The 16,773-nt window shown below is 71.2% G+C and carries 14 protein-coding genes; 12 read left to right on the forward strand and 2 right to left on the reverse strand.

Annotated elements, in window-relative coordinates:
• Positions 1-77: 77 nt before the first annotated feature.
• Complete coding sequence (locus OG381_RS32405; RefSeq protein WP_327719568.1) at positions 78-1,073, reverse strand: NADP-dependent oxidoreductase; 996 nt, start codon at positions 1,071-1,073, stop codon at positions 78-80.
• 104 nt (positions 1,074-1,177) lie between these two features.
• On the opposite strand from OG381_RS32405, the gene OG381_RS32410 reads away from it, so the two are divergent.
• Positions 1,178-2,074: a LysR family transcriptional regulator gene (locus tag OG381_RS32410; RefSeq protein ID WP_327719569.1), complete on the forward strand. Its 897-nt coding sequence runs from the start codon at positions 1,178-1,180 to the stop codon at positions 2,072-2,074.
• Between the two features lie 221 nt (positions 2,075-2,295).
• On the forward strand, positions 2,296-2,427 hold the full coding sequence (locus OG381_RS32415; protein WP_266887662.1) for a hypothetical protein: 132 nt from the start codon (positions 2,296-2,298) through the stop codon (positions 2,425-2,427).
• 52 nt (positions 2,428-2,479) lie between these two features.
• On the opposite strand, the gene OG381_RS32420 is transcribed toward OG381_RS32415, so the two are convergent.
• The gene (locus OG381_RS32420) at positions 2,480-4,042 is read right to left on the reverse strand and encodes a purple acid phosphatase family protein (protein ID WP_327719570.1); all 1,563 of its coding nucleotides are present in this window, start codon (positions 4,040-4,042) and stop codon (positions 2,480-2,482) included.
• 142 nt (positions 4,043-4,184) lie between these two features.
• Between OG381_RS32420 and OG381_RS32425 the strand changes: the two genes are divergently transcribed.
• From OG381_RS32425 to cimA, 10 genes are all read left to right on the forward strand, one after another.
• A complete protein-coding gene (locus tag OG381_RS32425; protein ID WP_307025499.1) occupies positions 4,185-5,228 on the forward strand; it encodes a 3-isopropylmalate dehydrogenase in 1,044 nt (347 codons plus the stop codon).
• Between the two features lie 255 nt (positions 5,229-5,483).
• Positions 5,484-6,572: a branched-chain amino acid aminotransferase gene (locus OG381_RS32430; RefSeq protein ID WP_327719571.1), complete on the forward strand. Its 1,089-nt coding sequence runs from the start codon at positions 5,484-5,486 to the stop codon at positions 6,570-6,572.
• Positions 6,573-6,807: 235 nt separating this feature from the next.
• Entirely contained in the window at positions 6,808-7,503 is a 696-nt protein-coding gene (gene ureA, locus OG381_RS32435) for an urease subunit gamma (RefSeq protein ID WP_327719572.1), read from the forward strand.
• Positions 7,500-9,212 carry an urease subunit alpha gene (locus tag OG381_RS32440; protein ID WP_327719573.1) on the forward strand — a complete coding sequence of 571 codons (1,713 nt, stop codon included), beginning with the start codon at positions 7,500-7,502 and terminating at the stop codon, positions 9,210-9,212. The genes ureA and OG381_RS32440 overlap by 4 nt, the downstream gene beginning before the upstream one ends.
• A 17-nt stretch (positions 9,213-9,229) precedes the next feature.
• Positions 9,230-10,255 (forward strand): agmatine deiminase family protein, encoded by a 1,026-nt coding sequence (locus tag OG381_RS32445; RefSeq protein ID WP_327719574.1) that lies wholly within the window; start codon positions 9,230-9,232, stop codon positions 10,253-10,255.
• Between the two features lie 9 nt (positions 10,256-10,264).
• Positions 10,265-10,765: a hypothetical protein gene (locus OG381_RS32450; RefSeq protein WP_327719575.1), complete on the forward strand. Its 501-nt coding sequence runs from the start codon at positions 10,265-10,267 to the stop codon at positions 10,763-10,765.
• The gene (locus OG381_RS32455) at positions 10,762-11,367 is read left to right on the forward strand and encodes a TetR/AcrR family transcriptional regulator (protein ID WP_327719576.1); all 606 of its coding nucleotides are present in this window, start codon (positions 10,762-10,764) and stop codon (positions 11,365-11,367) included. Before OG381_RS32450 ends, OG381_RS32455 begins: the two co-directional genes overlap by 4 nt.
• 123 nt (positions 11,368-11,490) lie before the next feature.
• The gene (locus tag OG381_RS32460; RefSeq protein WP_327719577.1) at positions 11,491-13,542 is read left to right on the forward strand and encodes a hypothetical protein; all 2,052 of its coding nucleotides are present in this window, start codon (positions 11,491-11,493) and stop codon (positions 13,540-13,542) included.
• Positions 13,543-13,571: 29 nt separating this feature from the next.
• A complete protein-coding gene (locus OG381_RS32465; protein WP_327719578.1) occupies positions 13,572-14,855 on the forward strand; it encodes a TolB family protein in 1,284 nt (427 codons plus the stop codon).
• A gap of 310 nt (positions 14,856-15,165) precedes the next feature.
• The gene (gene cimA, locus OG381_RS32470; RefSeq protein WP_327719579.1) at positions 15,166-16,770 is read left to right on the forward strand and encodes a citramalate synthase; all 1,605 of its coding nucleotides are present in this window, start codon (positions 15,166-15,168) and stop codon (positions 16,768-16,770) included.
• Positions 16,771-16,773: the final 3 nt, after the last annotated feature.

Consider the following 16,773-nt stretch of genomic DNA (forward strand, 5'->3'; position numbering starts at 1 on the left):
ACCATGGATCGCTCTAACTGGTCAAGAGTATGAGAACAGTTAGGGCTCGCCGACCGCCCCCGCCCTCACCTGCTGGGTCACGTCCTCGCGCGTACCAAGATCTTCCCCACGTTCCCGCCCCCCAGCATCGACAAGAACGCCTCCACGATCCGTTCGAAGCCCTCCACCACCGTCTCGTCCAGCGTGAGCGCGCCGCTGAGGAGGTGCGGGACGGCGAAGTCGTACAGCTCGTCCTGGAGGTCGCGGTAGTCGCTGACCAGGAAGCCCTCGATGCGCAGGCGCTTCTCCACCACGTCGGCGTGGTTGAAGACGACCGGCGGCGCGTCCGGGGTGTTGTACTGGCTCACCGTGCCGACGCGGACCACGCGACCGTGGTCGCGCAGGGCGCCGATCGCCGCGCCCAGGTGGTCGCCGCCGACGTTGTCGACGAAGACGTCGATGCCGGTGGGGGCGGATTTCGCCAGGAGGTCCGGGACCGGGCCCTGGTGGTAGTCGAACGCCGCGTCGTAGCCGACCTGTTCGATCAGATGGCGGACCTTCTCCGGAGAGCCCGCGCTGCCCACCAGCCGACCCGCGCCCAGCAGCCGCGCGAAGCGGCCCGTCGCCGTGCCGACCCCGCCCGCCGCCGCGGAGACGAACACGTCGTCGCCTTCGCGGAGCCGCGCGATCCGGGTGAGACCGACGTACGCCGTCAGGCCCGTGCCGCCCAGCACGCTCAAGTACGCGGACAGCGGGACGCCTTCGTACAACGGCAGGCGTCTGATCTCCGCCGGGGTCACCAGGGAGTGGGTGCGCCAGCCCTGCCGGTGGAAGACGATCTTGCCCTCGGGCAGCCCCGGGTCCCGCGAGGCCACGATCCGGCCCAGCGCGCGGCCCTCCAGCGGCGCGTTCAACTCGAAGTCGCCGTCCATCATTTCGCGGTGGTAGGGGTCGACCGACCAGTAGAGGTTCTCCACCAGCGCCGTGCCGGGGGCGGGGGCGGGCAGGGAGGACTCCACGAAGGCGAAGTCGGCGGGGGTGGGGAAGCCCTTCGGGCGGGCGGTCTGGTGCACGGTGATCGCTGTGTCGGTCATGGACGGGACCGTACGGAGGAATGCCGGACCGCAGCAGAGGGTTGCGCTCATGGAACGGACACATCCATGAGCTTTCGCTCATAGCAGCAGGTGGGGGACCCGCCATGAGCAGCGCCGTCGATCTCGCGCCGCAGGAACTCCGTACCCTCGTCGCGGTCGCCGAGGAGGGCGGCTTCTCGGCCGCCGCCGTCCGGCTCGGCACGAGTCAGTCCGCCGTCTCGCACGCGGTGCGCGGCATCGAACGCAAGCTGGGCGTCGTGCTGTTCGACCGCGGACGGTACGGGGCCCGGCCCACGGCGGCCGGCGCACGGGCCGTCGCCCACGGCCGCCGCGTCCTGCGGATGCTGGACCTGCTCGTCCGGGAGGCGCGGGCCGCGGAGCCCCACGACGTCGCCGGCCCCCTGCGGATCGCCGCCTTCCGCAGCGCCGCCCTCCACCTCCTGCCCCCCGTCCTGGAACGCCTCACCGCACGGCACCCCGCGATCGAGCCGACCGTCACCGTCGTACGGGAGATCGGACCCGGCACGGCCGGAGAGGTCGCCGAGGGGCGGGCCGACCTCGGTATCGCCACCTTCGGCACCAGTTCCCCGATCCCGCCGCATCTGGTCGGGGACGTTCTGCTGGAGGAGCCGTACGCCCTCGTCCATCCGGCCGGCCATCCCGCCTCGCGCTCCCTGCCGCTCGTCGACTGGCGGGAGAACTGCTCCTCCTACACCCGCACCTGGTGGGCGGCCCAGGACTGGATCCCCACCGCGACCGTCCGCGCCGAGGACGACGGGGCGGTGCTCTCGATGGTGGGCAGCGGTCTCGGCATGGCGATCATGCCCGCGCTCTCCCTCACCAGGGCGCCGCACGGCCTGGAGATAACCGATCTCGGACCGGACCGGCCCACCCGTCGGATCGGATACGTCACCACACCCGAACTCGCCACCACCGCCGTCGTCCGGGCCCTGGTCCGCGAGCTGCGCAGCCATGCGAAACCGCAGGTCAGCGCCGTGTGACTCACTGCACTGTCTCAGATAGTAGGAAGTCCGAGTAATTGTGGAGACAGACCGAGCGTCCTCCCTTAGCTTTGTAGAAGCCGAACGTCTCGCTCGATCAAGCGAATGGCGGTCGTGAGCCGGGCCCCATGCAGGCAACCCCTGCGGCCAGTGCTCCCCGCCTCTTCCGGCGTCTCGCAACTCCCTTCTGCACTCCATGAATTCGAAGGAGTCGATTTCTCATGGCCGAGACGACCGCCCGCCGTCGAGTCCGTCACACCGTCCGTACGAACGAGTCCGACCGCAAGAACGCCGCGGCCGCCCTCCAGCGCGCCCTCGACCGCCGTGACAACGGCGGCTCGACCGGCCACTGAGGCCGCACACCCCCAGTACCGGGAGCCGCACCCGTCGGGATGCGGCGCGGGATCACGTCCCGCGCCGCACCTCGAAATGGTCGATCCGGTCGCCGTTCTGCGCCAGCGCCGACACCTTGAGCCTCGGGGTCGTACCGCTCTCCGCCTCCACCTGGAGGAAGGAGAACCCCCGGTAGCGCACCCGCGACCACTCCACGGTCTCCTTGTCGGCGGCCCGTGACTTCGTCCACCGGAAGGTGTCCACGGACTCGCGGTCGCGCACGTGCCCCTCGTAGCTCTCCTTCACGCCCGCCGGGAAGCCGTACAGGTCCTTGCCGCCGCCGCCCGCGGTGACGTACACGGTCCCGTCCCGCGTCGGGTCGGTCGACGCGCCGATCGGCACCCGCCTGCCGACCGCGTCGCCCTTGATGGCGTCGGTGCGCTCGTAGACGTGGTTGTGCCCGTTGATCACCAGGTCCACCTGGTGCTTCGCGAACAGCGGCAGCCACTCCTCGCGCACCCCGCCGTCGGAGGCGTGCGAGGAGGTCGAGTAGGCGCAGTGGTGGAAGAAGACGACGACGAAGTCCACCGACCCCCGCAGCTCGCCCAGCTTCTCGTCCAGCCACGCCGTCTGCTTGCCGCCCGTGTAGCCGAGGTTGGCGGGGATCTCGTACGACACGTCGTTGGCGTCCAGCGCCACGAAGCCGACGTTGCCGTATGTGAACGCGTACACGCCCGGCGCCGCGCGCGGATCGAAGCCGCTGTCCGGCAGGGACCAGCGGGCGAGCTGGCCGCCGTAGCCGTCGGGGGAGTACCAGGCCTCCATGTCGTGGTTGCCGGTCGTCACCATCCACGGCACCGACCGTGTGACCTCCTCGTTCTGCTTGAGGAACAGGTCCCAGTACGAGGGGTCGTAGCCGTCCGAGGTCTCGCCCCGGCCGTTGACGTTCGCATAGCAGATGTCGCCCGCGTGGAGATGGAACGCGGGGTTCCGGCGCAGCAGGATGTGGTCGTTGGCGGCGGCGGCCTTGCTGACGCCCTGGTCTCCGAAGGCCGTGAAGACGAACGTCTCCGGGCTCGCCGGGGCCGTGCGGAAGGACGCGATGGTGGAGCGGTGCGCGGCGGCGGCCGGGTCGAGTCCGTCGTGGCCGACGCCGTAGTAGTACGTGGTGCCGGGGCGCAGCCCGTCCAGGGCGGCGTGCAGGTAGTACTGGTCGAGGGCCGCGCGGACGCCCGGGACGCCCGGGGTGCGCAGATCGCGGACCTCGGCCCCGATCCGGCGGCTCAGATCGTCGGGGCGGGTGCCGATCCGGACGAATGGCTTCCGCACCGCGAGCGGGACCTGCCAGGAGATCCGCATCTGCGTCTTCGGGTCGGCGCCGAAGGCGAGGTGGCGGCCGAAGGGGGCGACGACCGAGCCGTGCACCTTGGCGGCGGTGGACGGGGAAGCGGCCGTACGGGAAGAGGGTGACGGCGAGTCTCCCGCGCAGCCGCCGGTCAGCAGCCCGCCCGCCACCGCGCCGGCCGTCACCAGGGTGCGGCGCCGGGTCACCTTCGTGCGCAGATACTCGTACTGCTCGGCCATGCTCATCCGGCGCGCGAGCCGCGGCGGGATGCCGACGTCGGGAAGGTCCATGCCGGGAAAGTTCCCAGCGCAGCCCAACACCCGCCATACATACGGGTGAACGCCAGTCGAAGGGCTGACGCCCAGGTGTGCGCGGCTGTCCGTATGGCGGACGTGTCGTGTCATCTCATGGGACGCGGAGTAGGGTGCCGACATGTCTCGCAGCATCAATCTCGCAGTGATTCCCGGTGACGGCATCGGCCAGGAGGTCGTGGCCGAAGGCCTGAAGGTCCTCTCCGCCGTCCTTCCGCAGGATGTGAAGCTGGAGACCAAGGAGTACGACTTCGGCGCCAAGCGCTACCACGCCACCGGTGAGACCCTCACCGACGCCGACGTGGACGCGCTGAAGCAGCACGACGCGATCCTCCTCGGTGCCATCGGCGACCCCAGCGTCCCCTCCGGCGTCCTGGAGCGCGGCTTCCTGCTCAAGCTCCGCTTCCTCTTCGACCACCACGTCAACCTGCGGCCGTCGAAGCTGCTGCCGGGTGTGGAGACGCCGCTGAAGGGCGAGCCGGCCATCGACTTCGTCGTGGTCCGCGAGGGCACCGAGGGCCCGTACACCGGCAACGGCGGCACCATCCGCAAGGGCACCCCGCACGAGGTCGCCACCGAGGTCTCCGTGAACACGGCCTTCGGTGTCGAGCGTGTCGTCCGCGACGCCTTCGCCCGTGCCCAGGCCCGTCCCCGCAAGAAGCTCACGCTGGTCCACAAGAACAACGTGCTCTCCTTCGCGGGCCACCTGTGGACGAACGTCTTCAACCAGGTGGCCGAGGAGTTCCCCGAGGTCACCACCGACTACATCCACGTCGACGCGGCCACGATCTACCTGGTCACCGACCCGGCCCGGTTCGACGTGATCGTCACCGACAACCTCTTCGGCGACATCATCACCGACCTCGCCGCGGCCGTCTCCGGCGGCATCGGCGTCGCGGCGAGCGGCAACATCAACCCCAGCGGCGAGTTCCCGTCGATGTTCGAGCCCGTTCACGGCTCGGCCCCCGACATCGCGGGCCAGGGCAAGGCCGACCCCACCGCCACGGTCCTGTCCGTCGCGCTGCTCCTGCGTCACCTCGGCTACGAGGCCGAGGCCGCCCGGATCGACGAGGCGGTCTCCGTCGACCTCGCCGAGCGCACCGGCAAGCCCGCGCGCAGCACCTCGGAGATCGGCGACGCGCTCGCCGTACGAGTAGCCGGCTGACCCGCCAGGCTCCCAGAACCACACGAAGCCGCCGGGTCGCATCCGCACCCGGCGGCTTTCCTTATGTCCCCGCCGGGTGCCACCATCATCCCCTGGGTCACATTCACGCCGTTTTCGTCCCTGGCCTCCGTAGCGCGATAATCGAACGCGGAGCCGCGGAATGAGGGAATGCTCGGACGTCCTAGCACTGGCAACTGACAGTAAAGGGCGTGGAGCGCGGCCCATCACTACACAACCGGTGAAGGACAACCACTCATGACGACGCCCACGATCGAGCTCAAGCCCTCAGCCTCGCCACTTTCCGACGCCGAGCGCGCCGCGATCCTGGCGAACCCCGGCTTCGGCCGCCACTTCACCGACCACATGGTCGTCATCAAGTGGACCGAGGGCCGCGGCTGGCACGACGGCCAGCTCGTGCCGTACGCCCCGCTCCAGCTCGACCCGGCGACGATGGTCCTGCACTACGCGCAGGAGATCTTCGAGGGCCTCAAGGCGTACCGCCAGCCCGACGGAACCGTCGCCACCTTCCGCCCCGAGAAGAACGCCGAGCGATTCCAGCGTTCCGCGCACCGCCTCGGCATGCCCGAGCTGCCGGTCGAGACGTTCATCGAGGCCTGCGACGCCCTCGTCCAGCAGGACCGGGACTGGGTCCCGGCGCACGGCGGCGAGGAGTCCCTCTACCTCCGCCCCTTCATGATCGCCACCGAGGTCGGCCTGGGCGTCAAGCCCGCCAACGAGTACCTCTTCCTGGTCATCGCCTCCCCGGCCGGCGCCTACTTCCCCGGCGGCGTCAAGCCGGTCTCCATCTGGCTCTCCGAGGACCGCGTCCGCGCCGTTCCCGGCGGCATGGGCGACGCGAAGACGGGCGGCAACTACGCGGCCTCCCTCCTCGCCCAGGCCGAGGCGGCCGCCAAGGGCTGCGACCAGGTCTGCTACCTCGACGCGGTCGAGCACAAGTGGGTCGAGGAACTCGGCGGCATGAACCTGTACTTCGTGTACGGCGACAAGATCATCACGCCGACGCTGACGGGCTCGATCCTGGAGGGCGTGACCCGCGACTCCCTGCTGGCGGTCGCCCGCGACCTCGGCTACGAGTCCGAGGAGGGCCGCGTCTCCATCGACCAGTGGCAGCGCGACGCCGAGAACGGCACCCTGACCGAGGTCTTCGCCTGTGGCACGGCCGCCGTGATCACCCCGGTCGGCACGGTCAAGCGCGCGAACTCCGAGTGGCAGCAGTCGGGCGGCGAGCCGGGCGAGGTCACGCTGAAGCTGCGGCAGGCCCTGCTGGACATCCAGCGCGGCACGGCCGAGGACAAGCACGGCTGGATGCACAAGCTGGGCTAGTCGCGGACCCGATCAGGGCCGCCGTGGACTCCGTGTCCGCGGCGGCCCTTTCGCATGCCGGGCTGTCGGCCGCGGCGCCGTCGTGGCTGGTCGCGCAGTTCCCCGCGCCCCTTCAGGGCGCATGTCGTGACCGGAATTAGAGCGGTGCTCAATGTGATGCGTGCCATGAAAGGCAGCCAGGGTTCCTTACATAGCCACCTGTGTTTAGAGTGGCGTTCTAAGAGAAGGGAACGACATGCGGCTGACCCCCACCGAACGCGACCGGCTGCTGCTCTTCGGAGCCGCCGAGCTGGCCCGTGCCCGCCGCGCCCGAGGGCTGCGGCTCAACGTGCCGGAGGCCACCGCGCTCATCGCGGACACCGTGTGCGAGGCCGCCCGCGACGGGGCGCGGCTCGCCGAGGCCGTCGAGCGGGCCCGCGCGGTGCTCGGCCCTGACGACGTGCTGCCCGGCGTCGCGGACGTCGTCACCGAGGTGCATGTCGAGGCCGTCTTCGACGACGGGTCCCGGCTGGCCGTGGTGAGCGACCCGATCGGCGGCGGGCTCGGCCCCGAGGCTCCCGGCGCGCTGCTGCCCGGACCCGAGCACACCGAGCCCGAGGCCGTCGTACGGCTGACGGTCACCAACACCGCCACCGTCCCCGTCTCCGTCACCTCCCACTTCCACTTCTTCGAGGTCAACCCTCGCCTCGACTTCGACCGCGCCGAGGCCTACGGGACACGGCTCGCCGTCCCCGCCGGCTCCTCGGTGCGGTTCGGGCCGGGGGAGTCGCTGGAGGTCGGCCTGGTGCCGATCGGCGGTGCCCGGGTCGCCATCGGCTTCGCCGGGCTCGTCGACGGACCGCTGGACGCGCCCGGCGCCCGCGAGGAGGCCCTGCGCCGCGCCGCCGCCTGCGGCTACCTGGGCGTGTCCGTCGAGGAGGCCGGCCGATGAGCCGCCCCGGAGGGCACCCCGCCGAGGCCCGCCGCCTCACCCCCCACGAGTACGCCGCCACCCACGGCCCCCGCGCCGGCGACCGCATCCGGCTCGGCGACTCCGGGCTGACGATCCGCGTCGAGGCCGACTCCCAGCGCCACGGCGACGAGTTCCTCGCCGGCTTCGGCAAGACCGCCCGCGACGGACTGCACCTCAAGGCCGCGGCCGTGCGGGAGACCTGCGACGTCGTCATCAGCAACGTCGTCGTGATCGATGCCGTGCAGGGGATCCGCAAGGTCTCCATCGGCATCCGGGAAGGCCGTGTCCACTCCATCGGGCGGGCCGGGAACCCCGACACCCTCGACGGGGTCGACGTCGTCGTCGGCACCGGCACGTCCATCGTGTCCGGCGAAGGGCTCATCGCCACCGCCGGGGCCGTCGACACCCACGTCCATCTGCTGTCGCCACGGATCATGGAGGCCTCGCTGGCCTCCGGCGTGACCACGATCATCGGCCAGGAGTTCGGGCCGGTCTGGGGCGTCGGCGTCAACTCGCCCTGGGCGCTGCGGCACACGTTCAACGCCTTCGACGCCTGGCCGGTCAACATCGGCTTCCTGGGCCGGGGTTCGTCCTCGCGCGACGCGCCCCTGATCGAGGCCCTCGCCGAAGGCGGTGCGTCCGGCTTCAAGGTGCACGAGGACATGGGCGCCCACACCCGGGCGCTGGACACGGCACTGCGGGTCGCCGAGGAACACGACGTCCAAGTCGCCCTGCACAGCGACGGGTTGAACGAGTGCCTGTCCGTCGAGGACACCCTGCGCGTCCTGGAGGGGCGCACCATCCACGCCTTCCACATCGAGGGCTGCGGCGGCGGACACGTCCCGAACGTGCTGAAGATGGCGGGCGTCGCGAACGTCATCGGCTCCTCCACCAACCCCACCCTGCCCTTCGGCCGGGACGCGGTCGCCGAGCACTACGGCATGATCGTCTCCGTCCACGGCCTGAAGACCGACCTGCCCGGCGACGCCGCCCTGGCCCGCGACCGGATCCGCGCCGGGACCATGGGCGCCGAGGACGTCCTGCACGACCTGGGCGCGATCGGCATCACCTCCTCGGACGCGCAGGGCATGGGGCGAGCGGGCGAGACGGTCCGCCGTACGTTCGCCATGGCAGGGAAGATGAAGGCCCAGTTCGGCGCCCCCGACGAGGACCACGACAACGAACGCGTCCTGCGCTACCTGGCCAAGCTGACGATCAACCCGGCCATCGCGCACGGTCTCTCGCACGAGGTCGGTTCCATCGAGGTCGGCAAGCTGGCCGACATCGTGCTGTGGCGCCCGGAGTACTTCGGCGCGAAACCGCAGCTGGTCCTGAAGTCCGGCTTCCCGGCGTACGGCGTGGTGGGCGACCCCAACGCGGCGACGGACACCTGTGAACCCCTGGTGCTGGGACCGCAGTTCGGCGCGTACGGCGCCACCCCCGCCGACCTCTCCGTCGCCTTCGTCGCCCGGGCGGCGCTCGACCAGGGCAACGACTCGATGCCGACCCGCCGCCGCAGGGTCGCCGTCCGCGGCACCCGCGGCATCGGACCGGCCGACCTGCGCCTCAACTCCCGTACCGGAGCGGTCGATGTCGACCAGCGCACCGGCCTGGTCACCCTCGACGGCGAGCCACTGCGCTCCGAGCCGGCCGACTCCGTCTCCCTCAACCGCCTGTACTTCCTCTAGGACCCCCGGAGCACCTGATGACCTACCGCATGCCCGCCGAGTGGGAGCCGCACGAGCGCACCTGGATGGCCTGGCCCGGACCCAACGCGACCTTCGCCGACGACGAGAAGCTCGCCGAGGCCCGGACCGCCTGGGCCGCGGTGGCCCGCGCCGTGCGCCGCTTTGAGCCGGTGACGATGGTGCACGGCACGGGCCAGGGGGAGTCCGCGCGCGAGCTGCTCGGACCGGACATCGACCTGGTGGAGCGCGAACTCGACGACGCGTGGATGCGTGACATCGGGCCCACGTTCGTGAGCGACGGCCGTCGACTGGCCGCCGTGGACTGGGTGTTCAACGGCTGGGGGGCACAGGACTGGGCGAGCTGGGAGCACGACTCCAAGATCGCCCGCCATGTCGCGGACCTGGCCGGGGTGCCGGTGCGGAGCAGCACCCTGGTCAACGAGGGCGGCGCGATCCACGTCGACGGCGAGGGCACGGTCCTGCTCACCGAGACGGTCCAGCTCGGCGCCGGGCGCAACCCCGGCTGGACGCGCGAGCGGGTCGAGGCGGAGATCCACGACCGACTCGGCACCAGCAAGGCGATCTGGCTCCCGCACGGCCTCGCCGGCGACTACGGCACGTACGGCACCCAGGGTCACGTCGACATCGTCGCGGCCTTCGCCGGGCCCGGCACCGTGGTCGTCCACAGCCAGCGGAACCCGGACCACCCCGACCACGCCCGCTCGCGGGAGTACGTCGAGATCCTGCGCGGACAGACGGACGCGAGGGGCCGCCGCCTGGAGGTCGTCGAGATCCCCGCCCCCACGGTCCTCAAGGATCAGGACGGGGAGTGGGTCGACTACTCGTACATCAACCACTACCTCTGCAACGGCGGCGTGGTGCTCTGCGCCTTCGACGACCCGAACGACGAACTCGCGGCCGGCGTCTTCCGCCGGCTCTTCCCCGAACGGACGGTGACACTGGTGGACGCGCGGACCGTCTTCGCGGGCGGGGGCGGCATCCACTGCATCACCCAGCAGCAGCCGCGGACGACGGTCAGGTAGAACGTACGGGTGAACGTGCTGACCTGTGCCGCCTGCGGAAGCCGCCTGACCGAGCCGCTGCGGCTCCTGCCGGAAGTGCCGCCCCGCCCGGAGTACGACGGACTCAAGAACCCCGACGGCTCCCGGCACGCCCCGTCGACCCTGCCGCGCGGGGCCTACGCGGTCGACCCGGAGCCGTGCGGGGCGCCGTACGTGCCGCATCCCGACCCCGAATGGTGCGGATCGGCCCACCCGGGAGACGTGTGCATGGGAGACCCCGACGGACCGGGATGCCTGATCTCCGCCGGGCCGCGCGACACATGGGTGGTCCACCCCGAGGACACCCGTGGGCGCCTGTCCGCCAACCCCGCCGTCGAGGAGGTCGGGTGCTGCGGCCGCCCCGGCCGCGAGGGGCCGAACGAGGTCTGCGCGGAGTGCGGCACGGCGGTGGCGACGCGGTACTCCGAGTGCTACGGCCCGTACGAGACGCACTTCCTGCCGGACGCCGTCCGCGTGGAGTCCGCCGTATGACCCCCGCCCGCCGTCGCACCCCCGCCCCGCCCCGCGAGGACGTCCTCGCCGCCGCCATGGAGATGATCGCCGAACTCGGCCTGGAGAAGCTCACCATGGCGGCCCTCGGCCGCGAGGTCGGGATGAGCAGCGGCCACCTCCTGTACTACTTCCACTCCAAGGACGAGCTGCTGCTCCAGACCCTGGAGTGGAGCGAGGGCCGGCTGGGCGCCGAACGCGGCCGCCTCCTCACCCGCACGGCCACCGCGCGCGAACGGCTCGATGCGTACGTCGACCTGTACGTCCCCCACGGCCATCGCGACCCCCACTGGACCCTCTGGCTTGAGGTCTGGAACCGCTCGCAGAACGCCCCCGCCGACGCCCGCGACCGGCAGGCCGCCATCGAGGGCGCCTGGCACCGCGACCTGGTGGCACTGCTGGCGGAAGGCGTGTCGAGGGGTGAGTTCCGCGCGGTCGACCCCGACCGCGTGGCCGCCCGGCTGCGGGCGCTGCTCGACGGATTCTCCATCCATGTGGCGATCGGGCTGCGAGGCGCGGACCGAGCGCAGATTCTCGGCCACGTACGGGAGTTCCTGGACGAGAACCTTCTCGCGGACGCCTGACCCCGAGCCCGGGTTGTACGCAAAAAGGCCGATTGACCCTGTGGCCCGTGGTGCGTTTGCCTCTTGGGGAGCCCTCGGCGCGGGGCCGGGGGAGAGCGTCCACGGGGGAACACAGGGGGGAACATGTCCAGAGCCGTACGTGTGTCCAGCATGTCCTTAGGTACGGCGCTGCTGCTCGCGCTCACCGGAACGACCGCCGGTGCCGAGCCGCACGCGCCCCGGGTGCACAGGGTCAGCACCGCCGCCGACGGCAGCCAGGCCGACGGGCAGTCGTCGGGCGGCGCGATCAGCGCCGACGGCCGCAAAGTGGCGTTCACCTCCGTCGCGCCGAGCTTCGGCTGCGCGCGCTTCGACAGGTGCCTGCTCGTGAAGGACCTGCACGACGGCGGGCTGACCAAGATCGACCTCGGCAGCGGCTACACCTACGGCTCGCCCGCGCCGAGCGCCGACGGCAGCCGTATCGCCTTCTCCGCGGGCACCCGGTTCCTCGCGCCCTACCTGTACGACGGCGCCACCGGCCGTACGGAGAAACTGTGGCCGCAAGACCCGCCAGGCTTCAACGAGTTGGGCCGCGCCCAGTCGATCAGCCCGGACGGCACGCATATCGCGTACACCATCGGCAACCGCAACGGCGACGAGAACTTCCGGCTGCTGTACGTCCGTGACACGGCCACCGGTACCGACGAGCTGATCTCACCGGCCGAGGAGGGCGACAAGCCGGGCGCCTCGGTGAGCGGCGACGGCAAGCGGGTCGCGTACTCGGTCCGGGGTGATGTGGAGGGGCCGGATCCGGCCGACCTCTTCGTGAAGGACCGGGCGACGGGGAAGCGGACCCAGGTCGACCAGGGCTTCGGCCCCGCCTCCCTGGTCCGTATCACCGCCGACGGCCGCCACGTCCTCTTCAACGCCGACAACGGTGTCTACAGCCGCGACCTCCGCACGGGCGACGCGCGGCGCGTGGCCGAGGGATCCGCCTCCTCGGTCACCGCGGACGGCCGGTACGCCGTCGTCGCGGGCGAGGACGGGGTGCGGGTGCGCGACCTGCGGACGGGGCTGCGGGGGGCCGCCCTTCCGCCGGACGCCCAGACCGGTGACGACATGCTGGCAGCCGGCGGGCGTGCGGTGGCGTTCAGTTCGAAGGCGTCCCACCTGGTGGCGGGAGACACCAACAGGGAGTCCGACGTGTTCGTCTTCTCGGGCGCGCTGAGGAAGAACCCGGCTCCGATGCCCTCCGTCACCGAGCGGATCAGCATGACCAGGGACGGACAGCAGCGGCCCGAGGCCTCGTACGACCCCGTGATGGGAGAGGGCAAGGTCGTCGCCTTCACCTCGGGCGACGACGTGTTCGTCAACGCGGCCGGCGGTCTCTCCCAGGTCGACTCCACCGACCAGGGCCCCTCGCGCGAGGGCGCCCCCTGCTACAGCGGGCGCATGGTCGGCTATGTGGCCCCGTCCCCGACCGACGGCGGCCCGCAGGTCCATATCCGCAACCGCTCGGTCGGGAAGCTGACCACCATCGGCTCCCACGACGGCGTCCGCTTCACCTGGATGGGACAGCCCCAGGTCGACCCGACCTGCGCGTGGGTCACCTACGCCGCCACACTGCCCGCCACCGACACCGATCCGTCGCCCGAACCCCGCCTCTACCGCTTCAAGTTCAACGGCGGCACCCTCGACGTGGTCAGCGCGCCCACGGGCGAGCCGGCGGGCAACCCGTCCATCAACTACGGCGGCCGGTACATCGCCTTCGAGCAGGGCGGCGAGGTCCACGTCCGCGACCTGGACACCGGTGCCCTGTCGACGCTCGGCGCGGGCTCGGCCCCGTCGATCAGCGCGGACGGCCGCAAGGTCGCCTTCCAGCAGGGTGGCGAGGTGCGCGTCCGCGACCTCGACACCGGAACGACCACCCGGATCAGGGGCACCCAGCCCTCGCTCTCCGGGGACGGCGCGCGCGTGGCGTACACCTCGCACGGCGCCGTATACCTGCGGGAACTCACCACCGGGAAGCGGCAGTTGATCAGCGTCGACCGCTGGGGCGGCCGCAACGACCTCCCGGCCCGGCATCCTTCCGTCAACGCCGACGGCACGGTCGTCGCCTTCGAGTCGGCGTCACCCGATCTGGTGGAAGGGGACACCAACGGGGTGTCGGACGTCTTCCTGCGGACAGTGCAATGACCAGCAGCAACCACAACGGGGGAACAACCATGCACAGCAACAAGCGAGCCGTCGCGCTCGCCGCCGCCTTCGTCGCCGCCACGGTGGCCGTGACCGTGACCTCGGCGGGCGCCGCGCCCCGCGTCCCGTCCACCGAGCGCGTCACCCTGTCGGCGACGGGGGAGCAGGGCAACGGCTCCGCGTACGGGCCGCAGCTCAGTGCCGACGGCCGGTTCGCGGCCTTCACGGCGGACGCGTCCAACCTGGTGCCCGGCGACACCAACGAGATGTCGGACGTCTTCGTGCGCGACCTGCGCAAGGGGACCGTCGAGCGGGTCAGCGTCAGCTCGGCCGGCGTACAGGCCGACCAGCCGTCGTCCGTGCGGGCCATCAGCGACGACGGCCGGTACGTCCTGTTCAGCTCGAACGCACGGAACCTGGTCCCCTGGGACACCCCGCCCGCGGACGCCGGTGCCGCCGACGTCTATCTGCACGACCGGCGCACCGGCACCACGCGGCGGATCAGTGTCGGCTTCGACGGGGGCTCCGCGTACGCGGCCGGCACCGACATGTCGGCGAACGCCCGCTACATCACCTTCAACGCCAAGGCCGACCGGATGGAGGAGGGAGCCCGCGACCTCTTCGGAGCCGTGTACGTCTTCGACCGCAGCACCGGCAGGACGGAGCGGGTCAGCAACCCGAACCGCCCGGACAACCCCGCGCTCTTCCAGGACGTGAGCGCCGACGGCCGCTATGTGCTGTACACGCAGCTGGTGCCGCGCAGTGGGCGCGGGATCACCTGGGTGCACGACCGCCGCACCGGCGCCGAGGAGCGGGTCAACGTCAAGGCGGACGGCTCCCCGGTCGAGGGGTACGCGATGCCCGCCACGCTCTCCGCGGACGGCCGCACCGTCGCCTTCCACAACACCGACGAGGGCCTGGTCCCCGGCCCCACCCCCGAGGACGCGTCCGACATCTATGTCCGCGACCTGCGTAAGGACGTCACCCGGCGGGTCGACACCGGCCCCGACGGCGAGACCATGCCCGACCGGCCGGAACTCAGCCCGGACGGCCGGTACCTGGGCTACGAGGCCACCCCGCGGCTGCCCGACGGCACGACCGGCCCGACCAACGTCTACCTTCGCGACCTGCGCACCGGCAGCACCCGTCTGGTGGGCGCGTCCGTCACCGGCGGGCCCGTGACGGACGCCTCCGTCTGGCTGAGCTCGGTGAGCGCGGGGGCGAAGCGCCTCGGCCTCGCCAGTGCCTCGTCCCAGCTCGTCGCCGGCGACACCAACGGCAGCTACGACGGCTTCGTCCGCCACCTGCGCTGACCAGCACCCGGTTCGCATCCTGAGACGGACGGTGAGCGCGGGGGAGTCTTGTGCCAGACTGCCCCCGTGCTCTCGTTCGCCATGATTATTGGCAGCAGGCGCGCCGGTCCGCAGTGACCGCCACGTACGACCAGGTACGGGCGGACACCGTCGTCCTCGACCCGCGCGCAGACCTCTCGCACCCGCGAGAGGTTTTTCGCTTTTCTGGCCCACCCGTAACCAGAGGCGAGAGCGCGAGGGACCATGTGGGGACGGTGGAGCCGGTCATTCCGGTACAGACCGAGATCCAATCCTCAGGAGCCTTGAGACCATGACCGCAACCAGCGAGCTCGACGATCAGTTCCACGTCTTCGACACCACCCTGCGCGACGGCGCCCAGCGGGAGGGCATCAACCTCACCGTCGCGGACAAGCTGGCCATCGCGCGGCACCTGGACGACTTCGGCGTGGGCTTCATCGAGGGCGGCTGGCCCGGCGCCAACCCGCGGGACACCGAGTTCTTCGCCCGCGCCCAGCAGGAGATCGAGTTCAAGCACGCCCAGCTGGTCGCCTTCGGCGCGACGCGCAGGGCCGGCGCCAAGGCGGCGGAGGACCCGCAGGTCAACGCACTGCTGGCGTCCGGCGCCCCGGTGATCACCCTGGTCGCCAAGTCCCACGACCGCCATGTCGAACTCGCCCTGCGCACCACGCTGGACGAGAACCTGGAGATGGTCCGCGACACGGTGTCGTACCTGACGGCACAGGGCCGCCGGGTCTTCGTCGACTGCGAGCACTTCTTCGACGGCTACCGCGCGAACCCGGAGTACGCGAAGGCGGTCGTACGGGCGGCCTCGGAGGCGGGCGCCTCGGTGGTCATCCTCTGTGACACCAACGGCGGCATGCTCCCCGCCCAGGTCCAGGCCGTCGTCTCCACGGTCCTCGCCGACACCGGCGCCCGGCTCGGCATCCACACCCAGGACGACACGGGCTGCGCGGTCGCCAACACCCTGGCCGCGGTGGACGCGGGCGCCACCCACGTCCAGTGCACGGCCAACGGCTACGGCGAGCGGGTCGGCAACGCCAACCTGTTCCCGGTGGTAGCGGCCCTGGAGCTGAAGTACGGCAAGAAGGTGCTGCCGGAGGGCAAGCTCCGCGAGATGACGCGGATCTCGCACGCGATCGCCGAGGTCGTGAACCTCACCCCCTCGACGCACCAGCCCTACGTCGGCGTCTCGGCCTTCGCCCACAAGGCCGGCCTGCACGCCTCGGCCATCAAGGTCGACCCGGACCTCTACCAGCACATCGACCCCGAGCAGGTCGGCAACACCATGCGGATGCTGGTCTCCGACATGGCGGGCCGCGCTTCGGTCGAGCTCAAGGGCAAGGAACTGGGCGTGGACCTCGGCGGCGACCGCGAGGTGGTCGGCCGGGTGGTGGAGCGCGTGAAGGAACGCGAGCTCAAGGGCTACACGTACGAGGCGGCGGACGCGTCGTTCGAGCTGCTGCTGCGCGCCGAGGTCGAGGGCAAGCCCCTGACGTACTTCCAGGTCGAGTCCTGGCGCGCGATCGTCGAGGACCGCCCCGACGGCAGCCACGCGAACGAGGCCACGGTGAAGCTCTTCGCCAAGGGCGAGCGCATCGTCGCCACCGCCGAGGGCAACGGCCCCGTCAACGCGCTGGACCGCGCACTCCGGGTCGCCCTGGAGAAGATCTACCCCCAGCTCGCCAAGCTCGACCTCGTCGACTACAAGGTCCGCATCCTCGAAGGCGTCCACGGCACCCAGTCCACGACCCGCGTGCTGATCTCCACGTCCGACGGCGCGGGGGAGTGGTCCACGGTAGGAGTCGCCGAGAACGTGATCGCGGCGTCCTGGCAGGCCCTGGAGGACGCTTACACCTACGGCCTGCTGCGCGCCGGCGTGGAGCCCGCCGAGTAACCG

This window comes from Streptomyces sp. NBC_00490, from assembly GCF_036013645.1.
In the GTDB taxonomy this organism is placed as follows: Bacteria; Actinomycetota; Actinomycetes; order Streptomycetales; family Streptomycetaceae; genus Streptomyces; species Streptomyces canus_F.

What these genes read in the sequence shown, in the direction of transcription:
- OG381_RS32440 (WP_327719573.1), top strand. Translation starts at nt 7,500, where the DNA reads ATGAGCCGCCCCGGAGGGCACCCCGCCGAGGCCCGCCGCCTCACCCCC.
- OG381_RS32410 (WP_327719569.1), top strand. Translation starts at nt 1,178, where the DNA reads ATGAGCAGCGCCGTCGATCTCGCGCCGCAGGAACTCCGTACCCTCGTC.
- ureA (WP_327719572.1), top strand. Translation starts at nt 6,808, where the DNA reads ATGCGGCTGACCCCCACCGAACGCGACCGGCTGCTGCTCTTCGGAGCC.
- OG381_RS32445 (WP_327719574.1), top strand. Translation starts at nt 9,230, where the DNA reads ATGACCTACCGCATGCCCGCCGAGTGGGAGCCGCACGAGCGCACCTGG.
- OG381_RS32425 (WP_307025499.1), top strand. Translation starts at nt 4,185, where the DNA reads ATGTCTCGCAGCATCAATCTCGCAGTGATTCCCGGTGACGGCATCGGC.
- OG381_RS32465 (WP_327719578.1), top strand. Translation starts at nt 13,572, where the DNA reads ATGCACAGCAACAAGCGAGCCGTCGCGCTCGCCGCCGCCTTCGTCGCC.
- OG381_RS32420 (WP_327719570.1), bottom strand. Translation starts at nt 4,042, where the DNA reads ATGGACCTTCCCGACGTCGGCATCCCGCCGCGGCTCGCGCGCCGGATG.
- OG381_RS32430 (WP_327719571.1), top strand. Translation starts at nt 5,484, where the DNA reads ATGACGACGCCCACGATCGAGCTCAAGCCCTCAGCCTCGCCACTTTCC.
- OG381_RS32455 (WP_327719576.1), top strand. Translation starts at nt 10,762, where the DNA reads ATGACCCCCGCCCGCCGTCGCACCCCCGCCCCGCCCCGCGAGGACGTC.
- OG381_RS32415 (WP_266887662.1), top strand. Translation starts at nt 2,296, where the DNA reads ATGGCCGAGACGACCGCCCGCCGTCGAGTCCGTCACACCGTCCGTACG.
- cimA (WP_327719579.1), top strand. Translation starts at nt 15,166, where the DNA reads ATGACCGCAACCAGCGAGCTCGACGATCAGTTCCACGTCTTCGACACC.
- OG381_RS32405 (WP_327719568.1), bottom strand. Translation starts at nt 1,073, where the DNA reads ATGACCGACACAGCGATCACCGTGCACCAGACCGCCCGCCCGAAGGGC.
- OG381_RS32460 (WP_327719577.1), top strand. Translation starts at nt 11,491, where the DNA reads ATGTCCAGAGCCGTACGTGTGTCCAGCATGTCCTTAGGTACGGCGCTG.